The sequence below is a fragment of the Brevibacillus sp. HD3.3A genome, assembly GCF_013284375.2.
Taxonomy (GTDB): Bacteria; Bacillota; Bacilli; order Brevibacillales; family Brevibacillaceae; genus Brevibacillus; species Brevibacillus parabrevis.
The window spans coordinates 5,926,178-5,947,974 of record NZ_CP085874.1 but is presented as its reverse complement, the minus strand read 5'-3'; the positions used below and the strand labels follow the sequence as shown (position 1 = coordinate 5,947,974).

The 21,797-nt window shown below is 53.7% G+C and carries 16 protein-coding genes; 13 read left to right on the top strand and 3 right to left on the bottom strand.

Annotated elements, in window-relative coordinates; genetic code table 11:
* Positions 1–3: 3 nt before the first annotated feature.
* The 12 genes from HP435_RS27725 (at position 4) to HP435_RS27670 (ending at position 12,544) form a co-directional block, all read left to right on the top strand.
* Positions 4–1,014 carry an ABC transporter permease gene (locus HP435_RS27725; protein ID WP_173598980.1) on the top strand — a complete coding sequence of 337 codons (1,011 nt, stop codon included), beginning with the start codon at positions 4–6 and terminating at the stop codon, positions 1,012–1,014.
* On the top strand, positions 1,011–2,729 hold the full coding sequence (locus tag HP435_RS27720) for a dipeptide/oligopeptide/nickel ABC transporter permease/ATP-binding protein (protein ID WP_173598981.1): 1,719 nt from the start codon (positions 1,011–1,013) through the stop codon (positions 2,727–2,729). The genes HP435_RS27725 and HP435_RS27720 overlap by 4 nt, the downstream gene beginning before the upstream one ends.
* Positions 2,730–2,748: 19 nt before the next feature.
* Positions 2,749–3,576 (top strand): ABC transporter ATP-binding protein, encoded by an 828-nt coding sequence (locus tag HP435_RS27715; protein ID WP_173598982.1) that lies wholly within the window; start codon positions 2,749–2,751, stop codon positions 3,574–3,576.
* Positions 3,577–3,625: 49 nt separating this feature from the next.
* Positions 3,626–4,273 (top strand): phosphate starvation-inducible protein PhoH, encoded by a 648-nt coding sequence (locus HP435_RS27710; protein ID WP_173597275.1) that lies wholly within the window; start codon positions 3,626–3,628, stop codon positions 4,271–4,273.
* Positions 4,270–4,875: a hypothetical protein gene (locus tag HP435_RS27705; protein ID WP_122962386.1), complete on the top strand. Its 606-nt coding sequence runs from the start codon at positions 4,270–4,272 to the stop codon at positions 4,873–4,875. The genes HP435_RS27710 and HP435_RS27705 overlap by 4 nt, the downstream gene beginning before the upstream one ends.
* Complete coding sequence (locus tag HP435_RS27700) at positions 4,875–5,522, top strand: cell division ATP-binding protein FtsE (protein ID WP_122962387.1); 648 nt, start codon at positions 4,875–4,877, stop codon at positions 5,520–5,522. Before HP435_RS27705 ends, HP435_RS27700 begins: the two co-directional genes overlap by 1 nt.
* Positions 5,519–6,394, top strand: a complete 876-nt coding sequence (locus tag HP435_RS27695; protein ID WP_173598983.1) for a cell division protein FtsX — start codon at positions 5,519–5,521, stop codon at positions 6,392–6,394. Before HP435_RS27700 ends, HP435_RS27695 begins: the two co-directional genes overlap by 4 nt.
* Entirely contained in the window at positions 6,387–7,361 is a 975-nt protein-coding gene (locus HP435_RS27690; RefSeq protein WP_173598984.1) for a hypothetical protein, read from the top strand. The genes HP435_RS27695 and HP435_RS27690 overlap by 8 nt, the downstream gene beginning before the upstream one ends.
* A gap of 27 nt (positions 7,362–7,388) precedes the next feature.
* Positions 7,389–8,294, top strand: coding sequence for a hypothetical protein (locus HP435_RS27685; protein ID WP_229049772.1), 906 nt, complete (start codon positions 7,389–7,391; stop codon positions 8,292–8,294).
* Positions 8,295–8,764: 470 nt separating this feature from the next.
* Positions 8,765–10,003 (top strand): MFS transporter, encoded by a 1,239-nt coding sequence (locus HP435_RS27680; protein WP_173597279.1) that lies wholly within the window; start codon positions 8,765–8,767, stop codon positions 10,001–10,003.
* A 187-nt stretch (positions 10,004–10,190) separates the two neighbouring features.
* Positions 10,191–11,291: a nitric oxide synthase oxygenase gene (locus tag HP435_RS27675; protein WP_173598985.1), complete on the top strand. Its 1,101-nt coding sequence runs from the start codon at positions 10,191–10,193 to the stop codon at positions 11,289–11,291.
* A gap of 269 nt (positions 11,292–11,560) precedes the next feature.
* Positions 11,561–12,544 carry an iron-hydroxamate ABC transporter substrate-binding protein gene (locus HP435_RS27670; protein WP_173598986.1) on the top strand — a complete coding sequence of 328 codons (984 nt, stop codon included), beginning with the start codon at positions 11,561–11,563 and terminating at the stop codon, positions 12,542–12,544.
* Positions 12,545–12,616: 72 nt separating this feature from the next.
* On the opposite strand, the gene HP435_RS27665 is transcribed toward HP435_RS27670, so the two are convergent.
* Complete coding sequence (locus tag HP435_RS27665) at positions 12,617–14,251, bottom strand: family 10 glycosylhydrolase (protein ID WP_173598987.1); 1,635 nt, start codon at positions 14,249–14,251, stop codon at positions 12,617–12,619.
* 203 nt (positions 14,252–14,454) lie between these two features.
* Here HP435_RS27665 and HP435_RS27660 point away from each other — a divergent pair, with 203 nt between their 5' ends.
* Positions 14,455–15,405, top strand: a complete 951-nt coding sequence (locus HP435_RS27660) for an esterase/lipase family protein (RefSeq protein WP_122962394.1) — start codon at positions 14,455–14,457, stop codon at positions 15,403–15,405.
* 77 nt (positions 15,406–15,482) lie between these two features.
* Here HP435_RS27660 and HP435_RS27655 read toward each other — a convergent pair whose 3' ends face one another.
* Positions 15,483–20,840, bottom strand: coding sequence for a SpaA isopeptide-forming pilin-related protein (locus HP435_RS27655; RefSeq protein ID WP_255679193.1), 5,358 nt, complete (start codon positions 20,838–20,840; stop codon positions 15,483–15,485).
* 172 nt (positions 20,841–21,012) lie between these two features.
* Positions 21,013–21,615 (bottom strand): class D sortase, encoded by a 603-nt coding sequence (locus HP435_RS27640; protein ID WP_173597282.1) that lies wholly within the window; start codon positions 21,613–21,615, stop codon positions 21,013–21,015.
* Positions 21,616–21,797 lie beyond the last annotated feature (182 nt).

Here is a 21,797-nt window from a genome sequence, read left to right as displayed (position 1 = left end):
GTCATGGGTGGGAGCTGGTTCTCCTCTGCATTCGGCAAAAAATGCATTCAATATGTGCTGGTGCTGGCCGTCGCGCTGACGATCAATTTTGCTCTGCCGCGGCTGGCGCCTGGCGACCCGCTGGAATTTTTCTTTGGCGAGTCGACCATCAACGAGCTGACTCCGCAGCAACGCCAGCAAGTCGAGCATGAACTTGGCTTGGATCGCTCGCTTTGGCAGCAATACGCTGATTTCATGACAGGTGTGTTCCGGTTCGATCTCGGCAGCTCCATCAAGTACGGAAAGCCAGTAACAGAAGTATTGGCAGACAGACTGCCGTGGACGTTTCTGCTGGTAGCTCCCTCTCTCATCGTGAGCGCAGTCATAGGCATCGCCATCGGTGCCTATGCTGCGTGGAACCGGGGGAAGCGCCGCGACCTGCTTTTTCTGACGGGGATGCTCACGATCGAATCGATTCCCGGCTTTTGGATCGGCATGCTGCTCATTGCGGTTTTCTCGGTCAGCCTGGGCTGGTTCCCTTCCTTTGGAGCCGTGCCAATCGCTTTTACCGGGGGCGGCATGGAGTATGTGCTCGCCGTTCTCAAACATATGACGCTTCCCGTCATCACGATTACGCTTGCGACTATCGGGGGTAATTTTTTGCTCACCCGTTCGTCGATGCTCGATACGCTGGGGCAAGATTACGTGCTGATGGCGGAGGCTAAAGGGGCGGTCAAGCGCAGCCTGATTTTCAATCATGCGCTGCGCAACGCTCTGTTGCCCGTGTACACGCACATCACGATGAGCCTGGGGATTTTGGTGAGTGGCGCTGTCGTCGTCGAGACGGTCTTTTCCTATCCGGGGGTTGGCAGGCTGCTCTACGAGAGCGTGATTGCGCGGGATTACCCGATGATGCAAGGCGTCTTTTTAATCATCACGCTAGGGGTCATCGCGGCGAATTTGCTGGCGGATTTGACATATCCGCTGTTTGACCCGCGTGCCCGTCAAAGAAAACAGGTGGAGGAGTCTCCATGAGTCGTATTGGTTCCAAAATGATTGGTTGGCTCGGCGCGTTTTTGCTGGCGATCGTTCTGCTGCTTGCCTTCGTGGGACCTTACCTGGTACCGTACGATGCCAGCGAGCAGTCTGGTGCCCCGTTCCAACCGCCTGGAAAAGAGCATTGGCTTGGAACGAATGACATGGGGCAGGACATTTTGGCCGAGCTGGTAGTGGGCGCGCGCACCTCGCTTACGGTAGGGATTGTCGCAGCTTTGCTCGCTACCTTGATCGGCACGGTTGTCGGCCTGGTTTCGGGATATTCAGGGGGCTTTTTGGACGCCTTCTTCATGCGAATAGTAGACATTTGCCTGACGTTGCCGTTTTTGCCGCTCATGATCGTGATCGGAGTGTACATCGGGCCGAGTCTGTTGACGCAGGTGCTCGTCATCACGCTCGTCATGTGGGCAGGAAAAGCGCGGAAAATTCGCGCCCAGACGCTGTCGTTTCGCACGCGAGGAGCGGTCTTGGCTGCGCGATCGATGGGCGCGGGTCACTTCTATATTTTGCGGAAGCACATTTTTCCCAGCATCCTGCCGCTGGTCATCCCGCAGTTCGTGCAGGCTGTCAATGTCTCGATCTTGATGGAATCTTCGCTCAGCTTTTTGGGGATGGGAGATCCGCTGTCCAAAAGCTGGGGAAGCATTTTGTTTTACGCCAACTCGCGCAGCGCCTTTTTGACTGAGGCGTGGATGTGGTGGGTGATTCCGCCTGGCTTGTGCATCGTGATGACCGTGCTCGCCTTTTCCTTGATCGGCTATTACCTGGAGGAGCGGGTAAATCCGCGCCTTCGCGCTTATCAGGCGCCTGCTGCGAAGAGAGATCGGCGACTGGCGCAAGAGAAGCTGTCCGCTGTGAAGTCTGCGGCGGCAGACGCTTTGCTGGACGTGCAAAATTTGACCGTACAGTATCCGAAAGACGGCGGTACGGTTCGCGCAGTGGATGCTGTCAGCTTTGCTTTGCGCAAAGGGGAAATGTTGGGGCTGGTTGGCGAATCGGGCAGCGGCAAAAGCACGATTGCGTCGGCTGTCATGCAGTTGTTGAAGCCGCCAGCGCTCGTTTCGCAGGGAGCGATCTATTTTGCAGGCCGCGACTTGACGCAGCTCTCGTCCGAAGAGGTGAGACGGCTGCGGGGAAATCGGATTGCCTGGATTCCGCAGGCGGCGATGAACGCGCTCAATCCTGTGATGAACGTGCGAGAGCAGTTGGCAGAAGCGCTTCGTTCCCATCAGTCCATGTCCAAAGACGAGATCGCGGAACGAATTGCCGAAGTGCTTGCACAAGTCGGACTTGCTTCCCGGTGGGCCGCTGCTTTTCCGCATGAGCTGAGCGGAGGCATGCGCCAGCGTGTCGTGATCGCCATGGCGCTTGTGAACAAGCCCGATTTGATCATAGCTGACGAGCCGACGACTGGTTTGGACGTCATGGTTCAGGTGGAGATTATCAAGCTGTTGAAAAACTTGCAGCGCACGCTCGGGCTGTCGATGGTGTTTATTTCGCACGATCTCCCTGTCGTACTCAGCCTGGCTGACCGCACCCTCATCATGAATCAGGGCAAAATCGTCGATCAGGGGAACACGCTCGCTTTGGCGAAGACGTCGACACATCCGTATACGCGCCGCTTGATCGATTCGATTCCAAGGCTGACGCCAGCCCTTGAGCAGCGTTCCTTGCAGGGGCAGGGACAACGATAATTTCACGGAGGCAAGAAGGATGGGAGTGCACAAACAAGAGCGGGATACGAGGCAGCAAAAGGTGTTGTTGCAAGTATCCGGGCTGTACAAAACTTACGGGAGCAAGGGCGCATCGAGGCAGGCTGCTCCGGTTATTGACGGCGCCAGCTTTTCCATTCGGCAAACGGAAACGGTCGGCCTGGTCGGTGCGAGCGGAGCGGGAAAAAGCACGATTGGGAGAATCATCGCCGGGATCGAGCAGGCGGACAAGGGGAAGCTGATCTACCAGGGCCAAGACTTGCTGGCGATGAAAGCCAAAGAGCGCAGAGCAGCCACGAGGTCGATTCAGATGGTTTTCCAGGACCCGTACGAGTCGCTTTCTTCGCGGATGACGATTGAACAGCTGGTCGCAGAGCCGCTGGTGATCGCCAGGCTGCACAAGAACGATCCGGCCAAAAGGACGGAGCTGGTCCGGGAAGCTTTGCGGGAAGTTGCGCTGTCACCGGAGCGTTACATGCACCGTTACGCTCATGAACTGTCAGGCGGGGAGCGCCAGCGGGTGGGCTTGGCTCGCGCGTTCATCACCCGGCCGCAGCTCATCGTGGCTGACGAGCCGACTTCCATGCTGGACACTTCCTTGCGTCTCGATTTGCTGGGGCTTATGCGAGAACTGAGCCAGCGGCATGAAATCGCTTATTTGTTCATTACGCATGATCTGGCGTTGACGCGAGGTTTTTGTGATCGGCTGCTCGTGCTCAATCAGGGGCAGATCGTGGAGACAGGCACGCCAGAAGAAGTGATGGAAAACCCGCAGCATCCTTTTACGTTGCGGCTGATCGAGGCGTTGCGGGAGCTTGACCAGTTTTGAGCGGGGATTACTCGATTGCTTGATGGAAAAAAGGAACGAGGAGGCATACATGGATCAACGAACCGATTTTTTGATGCTCGATTCGGGCTGCTGCTTTGGAGAGCCGCGTCTGAAAGACCCGAATTATCAAGATTTTTTTTCCTTCATCGATGTGTACGATTTGCCGGGGCACGATTTGTCGCCATACAAGTGCCTGGTGATTACCGGGCTGATCGACCAGGAGCTTTTGTACAAGCAAAAAGAGCAGATTCGTGATTTTCTCGACGGAGGGAAAGTGCTGGTGTTCAGCGGCAATCTGTTTTTGCCGTGGCTGCCGGGCGCGTCTGCTTTTGTGCCAAAAGAAATTCGCAATCATTCCGACTATGATGTGACGATCGCCAAGGAGCATCCGATTTTTGCCGGAGTGCAGACGTACGACATGACGTACAACAAAGGTGTTGCAGGCTTTTTCGCCAGAGGCCATCACCCGCTGCCGGACGGGGCTGAGGTGTTGTTGACCTTGCCGGGGGGAGAACCGATTACGTATATCGACCGGAACAGTACGAAGGGCACGATTCTCGTCCATTCGGGAAATGACTTGTTCGGCTACAATCACCCGGGAAAATCGACCGGACGAATTGCGCTGCAACTCACCGAGTGGGCGCGGAACGAATATCGGCAGCTTCAGGAGCCTCAGGAAAGGGGAGCGTACGCATGAGAAAGATCGCAGCTTTGTACGGCGGCAGCTCGCAGCATTTTCGCAGTTTGAACGAGCCGAAGTACCGCAAGTATTACGACAGGCTCATCTACTTGCCTGATCTTGAGAACACGTCGCTGGATGAGTTCGATGCGCTGGTGGTTCCCTCGCAGCTGCACATGGGACTGGTGATGAAATCGCGCGAGAAAATCAAACAGTTCGCGGAAAAGGGCGGGATTGTCGTCGCTTTCGGTCCGCAGCCGCGCGAATGGATTCCGGGGCAAAACTGGGAGCTTCGCCCGACGAACTTCTGGTGGTGGCTGGACAAAAACGCGAAGAGCGGGCTGGTGCTGCAAAAGCCGGACTACGATCTGTTTTCCTACATTACGCTGGCAGATGCGACCTGGCATCAGCATGGGGTGTACTGGCCGCCGGAGGGTGCCGAGGTGCTGATTTCGACCGAAGACGGGGGAGCCGTCCTGTATGTCGACAAGGTGAGCACAGCGGGTACGTGGATCGTCACTACGCTTGATCCGGACTTTCATTTTGGCTCGTACTTCATGCCTGCGACAGAACGCTTTCTCGACGGCTTCCTGCCGTGGCTGGCAGAGGGGAACGTCTGATGATCCGGCTGCAAAAGCTTTGCAAGAGCTACGGGGAGAGAGTCATTCTGCAAGACCTCGACCTGCATCTGGAAGCAGGGGAGTTCGCCTTTTTGCAGGGGCGGTCGGGTTCGGGAAAAAGCACGCTGCTCAAGCTTTTGTACCGGGAGCAAACCGAGTTTGCGGGACGCATCGATATTGATGCCGTCCCGATCGAACAAATCCGCAAATTCGAGTTAAGGCGAATGATGGGCGTCATTTTTCAATCGTTCGAGCTGCTTCCGCGAAAGACGGTCATGGAAAACGTGGCGCTCGCTGGCGAAGTCGTCGGAAAACGGTGGGGCGAAATCGAGCCGGAAGCGCAGCGGCTGCTTGCAAGAGTCGGGCTGCTGGATCGGAAGGATGTCTTTCCTGACCAGCTGTCAGGGGGCGAGCAGCAGCGCGTTGCGATCGTGCGTGCCCTGCTGAATCGCCCGCGCATTCTTTTGGCAGATGAGCCTACCGGGAATTTGGATAGCGAGACAGCGTTTGAAGTGATGCAATTGCTGAAAGAACTGCATGTGGAGGAAAACATGGCGATGTTGATTGTCACCCATTCGGAACGGCTGGTTGAACAATTTCCGGCAAAGACGTGGATGATGGAGCAGGGGCGGGTACGCGTCGTATGAACAGACAATCGTGCATGTACATGCTCAGGGATGCGCGCGAAGGCATTCAGCGAAACATAGGGGCTGCGGCGGCTGCGGCAGTCTTGATTTTTGTCGCAGTGCTCATCGCGGGCATCCTGTTGCTCGGAAGGTTCGGTGTCGGGGATTTGATGGGCTATCTGGAGTCACAGGTAGCCATGAAGCTGTATGTAGACCCTGCTGCGGATACGAAGGCTATCGCGGCCATTTTGCAGGAAAAAAGCTTCGTTCAATCCGTCGAAATCGAGACAAAGGCGCAAATGCTGGAGCGATTGGCCGGATTTTTTGCCGGGCGGGAGCACCTGCTTGTCTCTTTTCAGGAGAGTCAAATTCCGGACGCAATCCGCCTGGAGCTGCGCGACAAGACGCAGATCAAGCTCGTGGCGGAACAATTGCAGACGATGAACGGCATCACAAAAGTCGTCTATCCGCAGGAATTTGCCGAAACGATCTTGCGTTGGTCGGCCCAACTGAACAAGTACGGCTTGGGCTTGCTGGTCGGTCTGGGCGCGCTCGCTTTCGGGATGGTGTTTATCGCGATGAATCTGGCCTTGTATCAAAGGCAGCAGGAGATTCGCGTCCGGCTGTTGCTTGGTGCGAACCCGTGGCATGTCAGGGGGCAATTTTTGTTTGAAGGCTGGCTGATTGGCTTCGTTGGCAGCTTGCTTGCGGCCGTAGCGATTTATTGGCTCTTTTCGGGCATGCTGTTGCCTTTGCAAAAACAGTTCCCGCTGGTGTTTCACTTCTCGCAGCAGCTGGTGTACGAGATGATGGGAGGCATGGCGCTCGCAGGCTCTTTGCTAGGGCTGTCAGCCAGCTATGCTTCGACAAGGAAGCTGATCAATCATGCGTAAAAAGCTGATGCTGCTCGTGGCGGCAGGGCTGTTTTTGGGGGCGACAGGGGCGTATGCGCATTTGACAGGCGCATTTGCGAATTTTCTCGTGACCGTCAACGACGAGAGCACCACCGAACGGCTGAAAGCAGAAGTGGCTCAGACCAAAAAAGAGATCGCCAGGCTTGCGCCGCAGATTGCCAAGCTTGAGAAAAGCTATGTTGCGGATCAAAAGGTAGCAGTCGACAAGCTGCAATTTTACAGTGAGATGGGATTGGATACGTGGGTTAGCTTGTTGCAGCAGCAACAGGAGCCTGTCGATATTCTCGGAAGTCAATGGCTGATCGAGCGGAATCTGGACGCATACATGGAGGAGCTGGACAAGCTGTATCTGGCTTACAAGCAACTGGTCGCCACGAAAGAAACGCTGGAAGGACACGAGAAGCTGCTTGGCATGATTGAGCAAAATCTTCAAGCCAGAGGCGCATTTCTCGCCGACAACCCGGAACTGCCGATCGAGCAGCTCGCCAATTATTTGGATATCGACTGGATGGCCGAGGTGGAGCCGGCTTTGCTCGCCATTTTGGCAAAAGACCGCGCTTTGACGGAGCAGCAGGCAGCCACCTGGGCTTCCACTCAGACGGGCACCGCTTCTCAGCCATATCGTCTGGACGAAAGCTGGATCAACGAACGCAGCGAGCTGCGCTACTTTTTCCGTTCGGATCACGTGTACGTGGTGTTTCAAAAGCCTGACTTGCACGTGATTTTGATTGGACAAGTGTTGAAAGATGCTTCGGATGCGGCTGCCCTGGTTTTCGAGGCGGGATTTTTCAACGGCTTTTTGATGCCGGAAACATTGATTGAGGAATTGCAGGGCTTCCGCATTCCTTATGCACAGCTTTTGCAATTGCCTCGTGTACAGGCGCCCTTTTATCTCCAGCAAACAAGCGGAGGGCTGATCGTACGAACCGGAGATAGCCAAAACTAGCAGATCATCTGGATGGGAGAGAAAGACATGAGAAGGAGCTTGTGTTTGTTGGCGATGCTGGTATGGCTGTTGCCGAGCCTGGTATCGGCGCACATCGTCAACGAGCAAAACTTGTACGACGACCTGCAATATTCCAAGGCGACGTCGCAGATCGTGTATTTGAGCGGCCTGGGAGTGATTCCTTACGACCATCACGGCTCGACGCTGTTTTCCCCGCAGGAGAAGCTGACGCGTGAAGAGCTGGCGTATTGGGCGGGAACGTTCGGGAAGCTGCAAGAGAGCGGAGCGGCCCGTACAGAAGTGACAGCGGCAGCTTTGGCAAAAGGACTCGTGCCCTCTTTGGACGGCAATGCCACGTATGCGGACGTCAATCAGGCTTACTTTGCAGGCAAGTTGGCTGTGCAGGATGCCGGACGTGAGCTGACTCGCGAGCAATTTGCGTTGTTTGTGTTCGAGCACAGAAAAGATGAGGCCGAAGGGAAAAGCTTGTACGACCGGGGCGGCTTTCTCGCGGGGCCAACAGGCAAAGTGGACAAAGTGAGCGTTCGCGAGGAAAAAGATGCAGAGGGCAAGGCTGCAAAAGTGTATTCGCTTACTGTATCTGGCGCCGTGTATGACGTGTCGGCGCATCCGCGCGTGCTGCAAGCCGCCGTTGACCCGGCAGAGTGGGAAGGAAGGGCGATTCAGGAAGCGTGGCTGATGAATGTCGCAGGCAAACCGCAGCCGCAGCTCCAGCTGATTCAGTTTGAACAAAGCGCCAATGCTTCCGCACAACCGAAAAAAGCGACGAGTGCAGACCACGAGCATGAACACGCTGGTCATGAAGCGGCAGCCAGCAGTGACGAGTCGGGGTCATCGCTTGCTCCGCTGGTGATCGTAATCGTTCTGCTCGTGCTTGTCGGCGGCTTTTTGTTCACGCGAAAACGGAAATAAAGCCGCAGCCGCTATGGCGCTATGGATAGCTATAGGGAAAGCGAACGAAACAGGGCTTTGTCAAGGGCGGTCTGGCGAAGCCCCTGCTTTTTCTTGCGAACCGGACCGAACAGATCAAGCCAATCTAATCCATAAGTCGAAAATGGATTGACAGTGGTGCAGGCCGCGTCTTAGGATAGACAGTAACTCAGCATGTTTGGATGGAGGTTCTGTTATGTGGTATGTACGCATGCGCTAATCAGGCACGGACGACTCGCCCGTTTTTCGATGGGTTATTTGTCATGCCTGCATAGTCAGCTTGCGTATTCCTCCAAAGCTCCCTGCCTGATTCGTTGTTAGGCAGCTCTTTCAAGTGCTTTGATGCAGCAAGCTTTCGCACGGATGACACCCCCTCGGACGGGACGTTCTCCGTGCTTTTTTGCGTCCAAAAACGGATGCCGCACTTGAATGTCCACATGAGGAGGATGTATATGAATACGAAAAAAGACAGTTGGAAGAGAACTTTTTATACGATTTTTGCCGGGCAGGCTTTCTCGCTTCTGGGCAGTGCCGTTGTTCAATTCAGTATCATCTGGTGGCTGACAGAGGCGACAGGTTCAGCGGTGGTGTTGACCATCGCTTCGATGGCCGGCTTTTTGCCCCAGGCTTTGATCGGGCCTTTTGCCGGAACGATTGTGGATCGGCTGGATCGCAAAAAAATCATGATAGCCGCAGACATGTTCATTGCCTTTGTCAGTCTTGTCCTGGCTATGTTGTTTTTCGCCGGGATGGAGCCGCCTGTTTGGGCCTTTTACGTGATTCTTGGCTTGCGTTCGATCGGAAGCGCGTTTCACATGCCGTCCATGCAAGCTTCCATCCCGCTGATCGCGCCCGAAGATCAGCTGATGAAGGTGCAAGGCTGGATGCAGACGCTGACCTCTGCCGTACACATGGCGGGTCCGATGCTCGGTGCCTTTTTACTGGCCTATTTTTCGATGGAAGCAGTGCTCTTGCTCGATGTTTTGGGGGCGCTGCTGGCAAGTGCCGCTTTGCTGATGGTGCATATTCCGAATCCTGAGCGCAGCGCGCCGGAGGAAGGCGCGAGCGGCATGCGCAGCGAGATCAAGGCAGGGCTGCGCGAACTGATGAAGTCAAAAGGCTTGCTGGTGATCACAGCGGCAATCGGGTTCACGACGTTTGTGTATGTGCCTGTTGGGGCATTGTTTACTCTTATGGTACTGAATCATTTTGGCAAAGGGGCGTGGCATGCCGGAGTGGTCGAGTTTTCTTTTGCAGCAGGTATGCTCGTCGGCTCGCTGCTTTTGGGCAGCTGGGGTGCCAAGCGAAATCGCGTGTACTTGTTGACAGGCGGGATTGCGTTGCTGGGAGCGGGACTGTTCTTCGCGGGGCTGTTGCCTGTGTCCGGATTTGTCGGGTTTGTGCTGCTGTCGGGCTTGATGGGGGTATCGGGACCATTGTTTGGCGGGCCGTTTGCGGTGCTGTTGCAAACGACGATCGACCCGGCTGTTCAGGGACGAGTGATGTCTCTTGTGAACAGCCTGATGCTGATCGCAACGCCGATTGGTTTGTTGGTGGCAGGCCCGGTAGCTGAGGCAATCGGGGTGGACAGCTGGTTCTCGCTGTCCGGTATTGCCATTGTGCTCATCGGCTTGTGCCCCTTGCTCTTTCCGGCAGTGAGAGAGCTGAAGGCATCCGCAGCGAGCCAGTAATCACGTGCATACAAGCAGCCAAGGTCACGCATGGTGGCTTTGGCTGTGTTTGTGTCAACGGAGTGGATGGAGGTTTTACAGTTATGTGTCGAAATGCCTGTGAGATTGGTAATGCAAGCCTTGTAAATTTATAATGAAGGTGTACATGAACAGCGAGGAAGCGCCTTTCAGCGGGAAAGAGGGTACTATGGAACCAGATCAACGGATTGAAGCAGCTCAACACTTTATCCGCACCTGCTACAGCGAATTGAATAAAACGGAGGCCGAGACGGAGCGACGTTTGCAGCAAGTCCGGCAGCAGATGGAGTCACAAGGCTACTATGAGCATACAGAGGAGGAGTTGCGTCACGGGGCGAAAATGGCCTGGCGCAACAGCAATCGGTGCATTGGCCGCTTTTTCTGGGAGTCGCTGATTGTGTTGGACGAGCGCCATGTCCAGACAGAGGAAGAGATGGCGCAGGCGTTGCTGCGACACATCGAGTTCGCGACGAACGGCGGAAAAATCCGGCCGACGATCACCGTCTTTGCGGCGGAGACACCAGAGCGCCCAGCCATGCGCATCTGGAACCATCAGCTCATTCGCTATGCCGGATATGAAACCGAGTACGGCGTACTGGGCGATCCGATTTCGATTGAATTGACGAAGCTCTGTTTGAGCTTGGGCTGGCAGGGCGCTGGCACTCACTACGACATTTTGCCGCTCGTCGTACAGATCGGGGATCGCAAGCCGCAGTTTTTCGAGATTCCACCTGAACTGGTCATTGAAGTGCCGATTACTCATCCGGAAATAGCAGGCTTCGCGGACCTTGGCTTGCAATGGTACGGCGTGCCGATCGTGGCTGATATGCGAATGGAGATCGGCGGCATGAATTACTTGGCGGCGCCATTCAACGGCTGGTACATGGGAACGGAAATCGGCGCGCGCAATCTGGCAGACGAATATCGCTACAACATGCTGCCGAAAGTCGCAGAGGTCATGGGGCTGGACACGAGCCGGGAAGCGACGCTTTGGAGGGACAAGGCGTTGGTCGAACTGAATGTGGCCGTCCTGCATTCTTATAAGGAAAAAGGCGTGTCGATTGTCGACCACCATACAGCCAGTCAACAATTCAAACGTTTTGAGGAAAGAGAAGAAAAAAATGGCCGGGCCATTACAGGAGACTGGACATGGCTGATTCCGCCGATTTCTCCTGCGGCTACGCACATTTTTCACAGCGCGTACGACAACAAGCTGGAATCGCCGAATTTTCATTACCAGACCAAACCGGAATGGCCCCAAAATAAGTGATGGAAGATGTCGCGGACGACGGTTCGCGGCATTTTTTTGTAAAGAGGAAGCCTCCGCCAACAGATTGCCGAACCCAAAATCCAAAGGTTTTTACTGGATGTAAAGGCGCGATGCGGGCAGAAAAGCGCCGCCATGAAGCTTGCACAGCGTTAGAGCTGTAATGGATTTACAGTGATTTTCTTCGACAGAACAGTGGCGAAATCAGTAAGATGTGATAAAATCATAACGATAATGATTATCATTATTACAGAAGGTGAGGGAGATTCACTTTGCGCAAAACCGGGTTTTACAAATCAAGCTTGCTGGCGATCATGCTGGTTCTCGTAGGGATTTTGTCGGCTTGCGGACAAGCTCCAGCCAATAACGCCGCTCAACCAGCGCAGGAACAAAAGGCTGCTCCGGCGGCGACCGAAAGTAACAGTGAATTTATCACGTACCAGGCTCCGAATGGAGAGGTGAAAATTCCGAAGGACGTGAAACGATTAGTTGTGCTTGCCGATATTTACGCCGGAGATTTCCTGGCTTTGGGAATCAAGCCGATTGCCGTTACCGATCACGTCTTGCAAAACCCGTACATGAAAGGCAAACTGGACGGCGTGGAAAGCGTTGGCGACGGTACTTCCGTTGAGAAAGTGCTGAGCATGAGTCCAGATTTGATCATCGTGTTTGAAGGCGATGCCAATACGGCAGAGTTGTCCAAAATTGCTCCGACCGTTGCTGTTCCTTACGGCAAGAAAACGTTCCGCGAGCAGCTTCAAGAGTTCGGCAAAATGACAGGCAAAGAAGACAAAGCCAATGAATGGATTGCGGCTTGGGACAAGAAAATTGCTGATCTGAAACCGAAAGTACAGGCGGCGGTAGGAGACAAAACCGTTGCCATCCTTCAGCCTTACGCCAAAGGGATTTACGCCTTCGGACACAACTTCAGCAGGGGCGGCGAAATCATTTACGGCGAATTTCAGTTGAAGGCTCCGGCTGCTACGCAAAAAGTTGCCATCGACACTGGCACGGGCTGGGCAGATGTTTCGCTGGAAACACTTCCCGACTTTGCGGGTGATGTCATTTTCACCAGCGGATGGTCTGGAGATGATACCAATCCGGATGGCGTGTATGAGAACAACGTATGGAAAAACCTTCCTGCTGTGAAAAACAATAAAGTATTCCAGCTCGACCGCGTCGGCTCGTATTTTAACGACCCGATTTCGCTGGACGCGCAGCTCGATTTCTTTGTAGAAAAACTGACGCAAAACTAGGCCAATCCAATAGAAAACCCCCGAACCGGACAGCGGCAGAACGCTGATCCCGGCTCGGGGGTTTGTCTGTTTTTAACGGTTGTAGTAACTGCTGAGAGCTTGCAGCAGACCGAGCGGATTTTTGCGCAAATCTTTGGCGCTAAAGAAGATGCTGCCTTGCACTTCCGGAACGGATGCGTTGAAGTTCAACTGGTTAATAATTTCCTGCGAGCTTTGCCAGCCTGCCTCGGCTGTTCCCAGCTTGTAAGGAGAGTGGCCGATGAAAAGCTTGACGTTGGTTCCGCGCACCTCGTCTGCCCACCAAGTAACGAGCTTGTCGTACTGGGCTGGTGCAAAGGAAAGGCTCCAGTAAACTTGCGGCGTTACATAATCCATCCATCCTTGCTTGATCCATGTGCGCACGTCGGCATACATGTTGTCGTAGGCGGTGACCCCTGCTTTCGTGTCCGAGCCTGTCTGATCGACGGCGATGTTTCGCCATACGCCGAATGGGCTGATCCCGAACTGAACGCGTGGCTTGGCACTTTTGATCGACTGGTTCAGCTGTTGGACGAACTGATTGATGTTGTCGCGGCGCCAGTCGGCTTTGGTCGCGATTTTTTTGCTGTTATAGGCTTTGAAGGCCGCGTCGTCATTGAAAGTGCCGTTGGACGGATAGAAGTAGTCGTCCAGGTGGACACCATCGACGTCGTAACGCTGCACGACCTCCATGATTTCGGCAATGATTTGCTGACGGGCTTGCGGAATGCCCGGATTGATGTACAGCTTGTTGCTGGAATTGACAATCCATTCAGGATGCTTTTTTGCTACATGCGTAGCGGCCAGCTGGTCGGTTTTGGCATCTACATTGGCGCGGAACGGATTGAACCAGGCGTGGAACTGCATGCCGCGTCTGTGCGTTTCCTCGACCATAAAAGCAAGCGGGTCATAGCCCGGATTTTTCCCCTGGGTGCCAGTCAAGTATTTGGACCAAGGCACCAGTGAAGACGGGTACAAGGCGTCTGCGGAAGGACGCACCTGCACGAATACGGCATTCATGCCCATCGCTTGCAGCTCGTCCAAAAGCTGTATGTATTCCTGCTGCTGCTTGCTCTGGTTGCCGTAGGAGCCAGTCGACGGCCAGTCCAGATTGTAGACAGTAGATACCCACACACCGCGCAAAGAACCGTTCTGGACAGGCGGGGTTGTCGGTACAGGTACAGAACCAGAACCGTTATTGCCGCCGGAAATATCTGCGGGCGGCGGTGTAACGACAGCTGTGCTGCCCGTCAGCAGCGTAATCGTTCTTGTTTCCTGCGCCCAGTTCACTTGCAAGCCAAGCTGTTCGGAGACAAAACGGAGAGGAACCATAACCCGGCCCTGTCTGTTTTGAACCGAAGCATCCAGCGGGATCGTGCTGTCGTTTACGAGCGCGTAAGTCTGATTAATGGTCATGGACAGCACCGTGCTGTCTTTTAAAATCGTGGCTGTCTGGGAGTTTTGATCCCAGTATACTTCTGCGCCAAGACTTTCGCTGATGACCCGCAAAGGAACCATCGTGACGTTTACTTTCGGGATGATGTACGGAGCGACGTCGCTTCTGATTTGCTGCCCGTCCAAAAAGATGCTGATGCCAGGAGCTGCCTGCGCTGTATGCACAGATGTCCCCATCGCTGGAATACACAACACGAACATAAGCAAAAGCATGAACCACTTGCGTAACTTCATTTTGTGAATCCTCCGACACGTAATATTTGCGGCAAAACTCTCACTAAACGTTTGACGTCTTATTATATCGCTTTGTTACGGCGGAATGGGAGGAGAATTGAGTCGATTCGGTTCATTTCGACAAAAATAAGGTCGTTGGAACCATCCAAGCTGATGAGGAATAGGCAAAGACATAGCCATTTTTTAGGGAGAGGAATAACTGCATGAGTTTGTTTCTTTCACAAAAGGTGCCGATTGTGTTTGTTCCGGGGCTGTTTGGGTCGATGAACGATCAGATTATTCCGGGAACCGGAGACTGGAGCTTTGGACTTGCGCGAACTGCATATGAACCGTTTGTTCGTATGCTGGAAAATATGGGATACCGTTTAAACGAGCAGCTGTTTGTTGCCTTTTATGATTGGCGTCAACCTGTTGGCCTCTCCGCCGAGCAATTTCTTGTGCCTGTTATTCAATGGGCGAAGCAAAAGACAGGCTCGCCGTATGTCAATCTGGTTTGCCACAGCATGGGCGGGCTGGTAGCCAGGTCGTATGTACAAGGGGATGCGTATCAAAACGATGTGGATCAGCTGCTTGTTTTTGCCACGCCAAACGCAGGTTCTCCGATCAGTTATTGCTATTGGGCTGGCGGAAAGCTCCCGCGTTCGGTCCATGCCAAAAGAAATGTAGTCGAGATTTACATGAATGTATATCTGGCTTATTTGGAGCACGGAAGACCGTTCAAGCGGGTGCAGGCGATCCAGAAACATTTTCCGAGCCTGCTTGATTTGGTGCCTGCGGCTGACTATGGGGATTACTTGCTGGAGAAGAAAAACGGGGTCGAATCGTTCGTCCCGTACAGCAGCATGGTGGTCAGAAATGAGTATGTCGACCTGCTCAACCGTACGATGGGGATTATTTACGACCGCAACATTCGCGTCACGGTTGTAGCAGGGGTCGGGCACGAAACGATTCATTACTTGCGCACTGTCCCATCGCTGTCCCCGACAAAATGGGTCGATGGCAGAGTAGTAGGCTCGATCAACAGCAAAGCCGGGGATGGCAGCGTCATGGCAAAAAGCGTTTTTGCCTTGGAAGGTGACAAATATTACGTGGAAGCATCGCATCTGGATGTTTTGTATAAAAGCGAACCGCTTCTGTGGCAGCTTCTGGGATAGCAGCATGTACGGGGACGGGGGCAAGCAAGAAAAAGAGGACTGAGCCAGGAGAAGCTGGCCCAAGTCCTCTTTTTGAATTATACGGCGCTCTTTCTGCGATACAGCAGGATGGAAAGACCGATCAGCAGGGAGGAGATTCCGGCGAGCAAATAGCCCGTTGGTGCTTCCTCGCCAGTCTGTGGCAGCACATTTCCGCTTGGGAACGTTTCGTCCGCGTTGTTTTGTACGTTGGCGTTTTTCGAGCCTGCGGATTCGATTGGCTGGGCAGGAGTGCCGGGGCTTGCTGTCTGCCCGGCGTTGTTTGTCTGCTCAGGGTTGCCGGATTGTTCGGGTGTGGCAGGTTGCCCAGGGGTGCCCGGCTGTCCCGGAGTGCCTGGCTGTCCCGGAGTGCCCGGTTGTCCCGGAGTGCCCGGTTGCTCAGGAGTACCTGGCTGCTCAGGAGTATCTGGTTTGTCTGGTTTATCCGGTTTGTCCGGCTTATCCGGTTTGTCTGGTTTATCCGGCTTTTCGGGTTTTTCAGGTTTGGTCGGCTCTTCCGGATCTGGATCGGTACCGCCGCCTGTTTTTACCTTGTTCTCCACAACGACTTCCACGTGTTTGCCTTTGGTTTGCCCTTTTTGGACAACAAAGGCGATCGGCGTGCTGTCTTTCTCATAGCCAGCTGGCGCTTTTGTCTCGATGAACTCGTATTTGCCAGGGTTGAGGTTCTCGACGATCAGTTCGCCGTTCTCGTCAGTTGTGAGATTGTCCTGCACGGTCCGGCCATTCTCGTCCTCCAAGGTGAAGACCGCTCCTGCCAGCTTGCGATTCGCATTTCCAGCCTTGACCTTGATCAGTTTGACTGAACCTGGAATCAGCTTGTTGGTCAGAGTGAGGGAGAGCGGATCGCCAGCGGTCAAGTCGAAACGCAGAGGGTCTGCCAGCTGATAGTCGGCAAGCGCCTTGGTTTCAACGAATTTGTACGTTCCAGGCTGAAGGTTCTCAACGTGGATTTTGCCATTCGCATCCGTAATCAATCCGCTTTGTACCACTTTGCCGTCTGCATCAACCAGATCGAAGGTGACACCAGCGAGTGGTTCCTTCGTAAAGTGATCGATTTTCAGCAATTCCACGGAGCCTGCCTGCGGGATTCCTGTAATGACTTGGTTTTCCGCGATGACTTCCACGTGTTTGCCTTGGACCTGGTTTCTTTTGATCTCGAAGGCGATTGGCTTGCTTGTTCTCATGTAGCCAGCCGGAGCTTTCGTTTCGACAAACTGATACTTTCCGGGATTGAGGTTCTCCACAATCAGTTCGCCGTTGTCATCGGTCGTCAATTCTTTCAGTTCCAGCCCGTCTTTATCTTTGACGGTTTGCCCATTTTCGTCCTCCAGGGTGAAAACGGCTCCCTTCAGCTTGTGGTTGGGATAGCCTGCTCTTACTTTGGTCAGTTTGATCGAGCCTGGAATCAGTTTGTTGGTCAAAGTAAGCGTCAATGTGCCTTCGTCGACCAGATCGAATTTCAGCGGAGCCGCCAGCTGATAGTCCGGGAGTGTTGTCTTCTCCACGAACTGGTAGCTTCCGGCTTTGAGATTCGGAACGGTAATTTTGCCTTCCGCATTCGTTGCCAATCCGCTTTGCACCAGTTTGTCGTCTGCGTCAAGCAGGTCGAAGGTGACGCCAGCGAGAGGTTCCTGCGTGAAGTGGTCGATTTTTAGCAGTTCAACCGAACCGACGTTTTTCTCGTTTTTCATGGTGAGCTTCACGATTTCCGTCTGGTTGGCAACGATGGTGAATGTTTGCGGAGTGGTATCCAGTTTGTACCCTTTCGGCGCTGTTTTTTCTACCAGACGATAGTCGCCTGTTGGCAGATCACCTTTGAACAGCTTGCCGTCCGGTCCTGTCGTCAGTTCAGCGACGTCTTCGAATGTGCCGTTTTTATCGAACTGGAGCAGGAAAACGGCCCCGTCCAGTTGCTTCGCTGCATTTTCCGAGTCCACCTTGGTCAGCTCGAAACCTTGCCGCAGCAGTTTGTTTTCCACGGTGATTTCCAGCGTGTAAGGGACTGCGGGATCGGGCGTGCCGGAAGCTTTCAAGATAAGCTCTTTGCCGCTGCGGTACTCATCCGGGATGACGTAGACAGCTGGCGCGGAAATTTCTTTCAGCTTGTAAGTTTTGTATTTGTAATTTTTGAAAAGGGCAAGACCATCGGCATCTGTCACGATTTTTTCCAGCAGAGTCGCTCCCGATTTGTCGTACAGCCCGAACTCTGCCCCGGCCAGAGGCTCTTTCGTGTCAGCGTCTTTTTTAATGACTTGGATGTGGCCTTTGCCCGGTGTGTTTGCCCCGCCGCCTGCACCGGACAATTTCACCTTGATGCCTTCATTCCCTTTATCGTCGACCCCGACAACGGTTTTGCCTGCAAAAGAAGCTTCATTGTCGATCTTTTCGCCGTCGTCAGCGTTGATAAACGACTGGTATTCGAGGATGTAGGCTGTGTGCAGTTCATTTTTGAACGTGATGGAAAACGAATTGCCTTCTGTGTGCAGCGTGTATTCAGCCGCATCCAGTTCAGTCGACTTGAACAGCGCTCCGTTGGCAGAGACATCCGTTGTGTACAGCTTGAAGGAATCTTGCAGCAAAATTTGATTGGCAGACAAAGTATCCTTCAACTGGGCACCTGCCGCGATTTGCGACTGGCTCGGGTTGATCATGATGCTCCAGAATGCGTACTCAGATTCTGCTCCCGTACCTTGACGGCCTGTTTTCAGCAGGTAATCTCCGCCGTATTTCGGCTTCACAGTCGTTGATCCTGTGAAGAGCGGAGGGGTAGAGGTGTCACTGTCGTGCAACGTCGCTTTGTTTGTGTATTCGCTCTGGACGGGGAGATTTTCCAGGTTGGTTTTGTAGGTAATACGGACAGCGGATTTGATTTCGCCGAGGTGTATTTCAAAACCGTCGTTGCCGTTTTCCTTCAGCTTCTGGAAGTTGGAGAACGGGATTTCCTCGTCCACGACTTCTACACCGTTTGCTCCACCCGTCAGCTTCAGCTTGTAAACCTTCAGCGAGTTGTCCACGAAAGTTTGCTCGCCGCTGTAAAAGTCGCGCACAATCGCATTGGAAATCTGGTGAAGGTTGTAGTTCACATCGATTGTCCATGTAATTTCTTTCGTCTTGGCGTTGTATGTGCCCGTCTTGTTTCCGTTGTTCGTGGTGTAGCGGTCTGGAGTGACCGTAGCCGATTTGGTGATCGGTGTCTGTGGCGTACCGTTTTCGGTCCAGTTCAACGTAGCTTCGTTTTTGTAAGCGGTCGGACGGTCTTTGGACGTTGGATCGAATCTGGTTTCGTACGTGATCACATGGCTTTTGGTCAGTTTGTTCATGAACGTGATTTTAAAGCCTTTTGCGTAGTCGGGATTCGGTTCCAGCGTGTAGTCTGTGTCTTTTTGCAGCTCGTTCGTCCAGTCGCTGACTTTCACACTTTCCGGGATGAGTGTCAGCCCCTGGCCTGCGTAGTTGTCCGTGATGAACAGGCCCGCGTCCATTTCCCAGTTGTCGCCGTTGAGGTAGAGGGTCCATTCAATCGTTTTCTTGTCGTAATTGCCCCGTTCTTTTTTGGCCGATTTCCAGAAAATTTCCTGGTTGATGTCCCTTGGAGCTTCCGCTGTATCGCCTGCGCTGTTTTCCACTTTGTTGATCACCGTGTATTTGTCTTCATGGACCCGCTTTTTCGCTTTGGTTTGGTAGACGATCTCGTAAGCTGTTGTCACGTCTTCGGCAAACTGGAGCTTGAAGCCAGTCGGAGTGTCCGTTACGGTGTAGTTTGTAACAGCTGCTCCCGCCTTGGTTGCCTTTCCGTTATCGTCGATGCTCATTTGATAAACGGTGAAAGAGCCAGGCAAAAGCTCCTGATGATTCGTATCGAATGTGTCCGCGATCCAAGCGTTGGCCTGCGGGATCGTTTTCTCATTGTAGTTGTACTGGATCGACCATGTAATGGTTTGGGTTTCCGATTTGTAGTCAGGCGTACCTTTGGTCAAGGGCTTGCTGTACTTGACCGAGACGCTTGCCGAGTCTTTCAGGGCATCAGGAAGATTGCTTCCTGTGACAGTGGCCTGGTTGGTAAACGTTTGATCTTTGCTTTCCGTGATCTTGGTTTTGTACGTGACTCGATAAGCGCTGTTGATATCGCCGAAATTAATTGTAAATCCGTTGGCTGTCGTCAATTTTTCAGGGGTAAAGGAAGTGATTTCGCCCTTTTGATTGACGAGGCCGTTCAGATTTACTTCCAGCGCGTACACTTTGATGGACGTCATGTCGATTTCCAGACCGTTTGGAAGTTCATCTGTAAATACGGCGTCTTTTATCGGGTGCTCCCCTTGGTTAAAATCAACCGTCCAGTCGATTTCGCTGGCGTTCATCCCTTTGTTTGCTTTGGCTGCCTTTTTGATTTGAGTGTCGTTTTTGTTTTTGAAGTGAACCTGAATCAGGGCGACTCCGTCCAGTTTGAAGTCAATTTCCTGTCTGGTGCCCCCTTCAAACTTTAGTTCATCAAACTCGCGCCAAACAAAGAAGTAGCCGTTATCTACCTCTTGCCCATCGTTGATGGAATCGTTGAAGGTAAAAGTGACCTGTCCGTCTGTTGTCACCTCGTACGTTCCGTAGCCTCCGTCGAGGTCTCCGGTCAAGACGCGGTCTGTTTTGAATTTGTCCGGTAATGGAAAGGAGAAAGTAGAGCCTTCGGAATAAGCATGGCCTGCTTCCAGCTTCCATGTGAAGTCGATTTGAACGCGCGATCCCTGGTCCGGTCGGATTTCCTCGATGTTGTTCCCGTTTTTGTCCTTCATAACCACGCTGGTGATGATGTTCTCGGTTATGACGTCGCCTTGTGGGACAGGCACTTCAAGGACAGGCGGGGGAGCGCTTGGCGATGGCGGGACAGAGCCGTCGCCCGGGACGGGGCCCGTGCCTGTGCCGGGGTTGGTGCCGGAGCCGTCGCCGGGATTCGTGCCAGAACCGTCACCGGGGTTGGTGCCAGAGCCGTCGCCGGGGTTGGTGCCAGAACCATCGCCGGGATTCGTGCCAGAACCGTCACCGGGGTTGGTGCCAGAGCCGTCGCCCGGGTTCGTGCCGGAGCCATCACCTGGGGTTGGTGCCAGAGCCGTTGCCCGGATTCGTGCCAGAGCTGTCGCCGGGGTTGGTGCCGGAGCCATCACCTGGGTTGGTGCCAGAGCCGTCCCCCGGATTCGTGCCGGAGCCGTCGCCGGGATTCGTGCCGGAGCCATCACCTGGGTTGGTGCCAGAGCCGTCACCCGGATTCGTGCCAGAGCCGTCGCCTGGGTTGGTACCAGAGCCATCGCCTGGGTTGGTGCCAGAACCGTCACCGGGATTCGTACCGGAGCCATCCCCCGGATTCGTGCCCGTTCCATCATCTGCTGTGGTTGCAACTTGCCCATTTGATGCCGCATGAGCTGTTGTTGCCATGCCAAAAAGGCTTTGCACAATGAGCAAGAAGGCCACAACAACTATCCAAGATTTCCTTCGCATAAGCTCCTCCTGTCATTTAAAAAAGCACTGCCAGAAGAGAAAACCAATGCTGCCCGGCATGGATGGTTGGTTGCATCATCGTCAACTTTTCGCGGAAAGCTTCGCTTGCACGATCAATCGCTCCCGCGGGTTTTTCGCTCCGACAGGCGTGCAGGTGACCAAGGTGAGCAATGGCTCTGCCTGATCGTCCAGCACCTCTACTTGAGTGCGATCGACGACAAACGTTTTGACGATGACAAAACGGTAGTTGGCTGTTTTCGTTTGAATGTCGATTTCATCATTCGGCGCCAGCTCATCCAGCCGATTGAACTGCTTGCCGCGTGTTGCTCCGCGATGCCCTGCCAGCCCGACGTTGTTTTTTCCAAATTCCTTATCCGGCTCGATCATCCCGGCCCCTTTATTCAGAACCAGGGAATCTGCGCCTGCAAAAATCATCATTTCCAAGTCAATTTTAGGAATCCGGATCACGCCTTTGGCCCCTGCAAGCAAGGCAGCGGGCGCAGAAGTCTGAGCAGTTGGCGCAGTGGTTTTTTCTGCTGGTACATGCTCGCTTACGCTACCCATCTGCTCGAAAGCGTAGATGAGTTGTTTTTGTTTTTGATCGTGCCGTTCCAACTCCCATTGCGGGTAGAAAAGAAAAGCCAAGCCTGCGAGGATAAATCCAATGCCAACGAGTACCCGCACTTGTCTATCCCCCTTCGTTAGCCATGCCTGTGTGCATACTCACTCCTTTCCTGTCTCGTTTGCGAGCCCGTTCCAGCAATGGCATCTTTTCGTACAAAGTTGTCGGGTTCAAAAAAGCTGCCCGGTTTGCGCCATGCAAGGAAGTAGAAAAAAATGCCTGAACCCATAGTAAATTTCCGCCC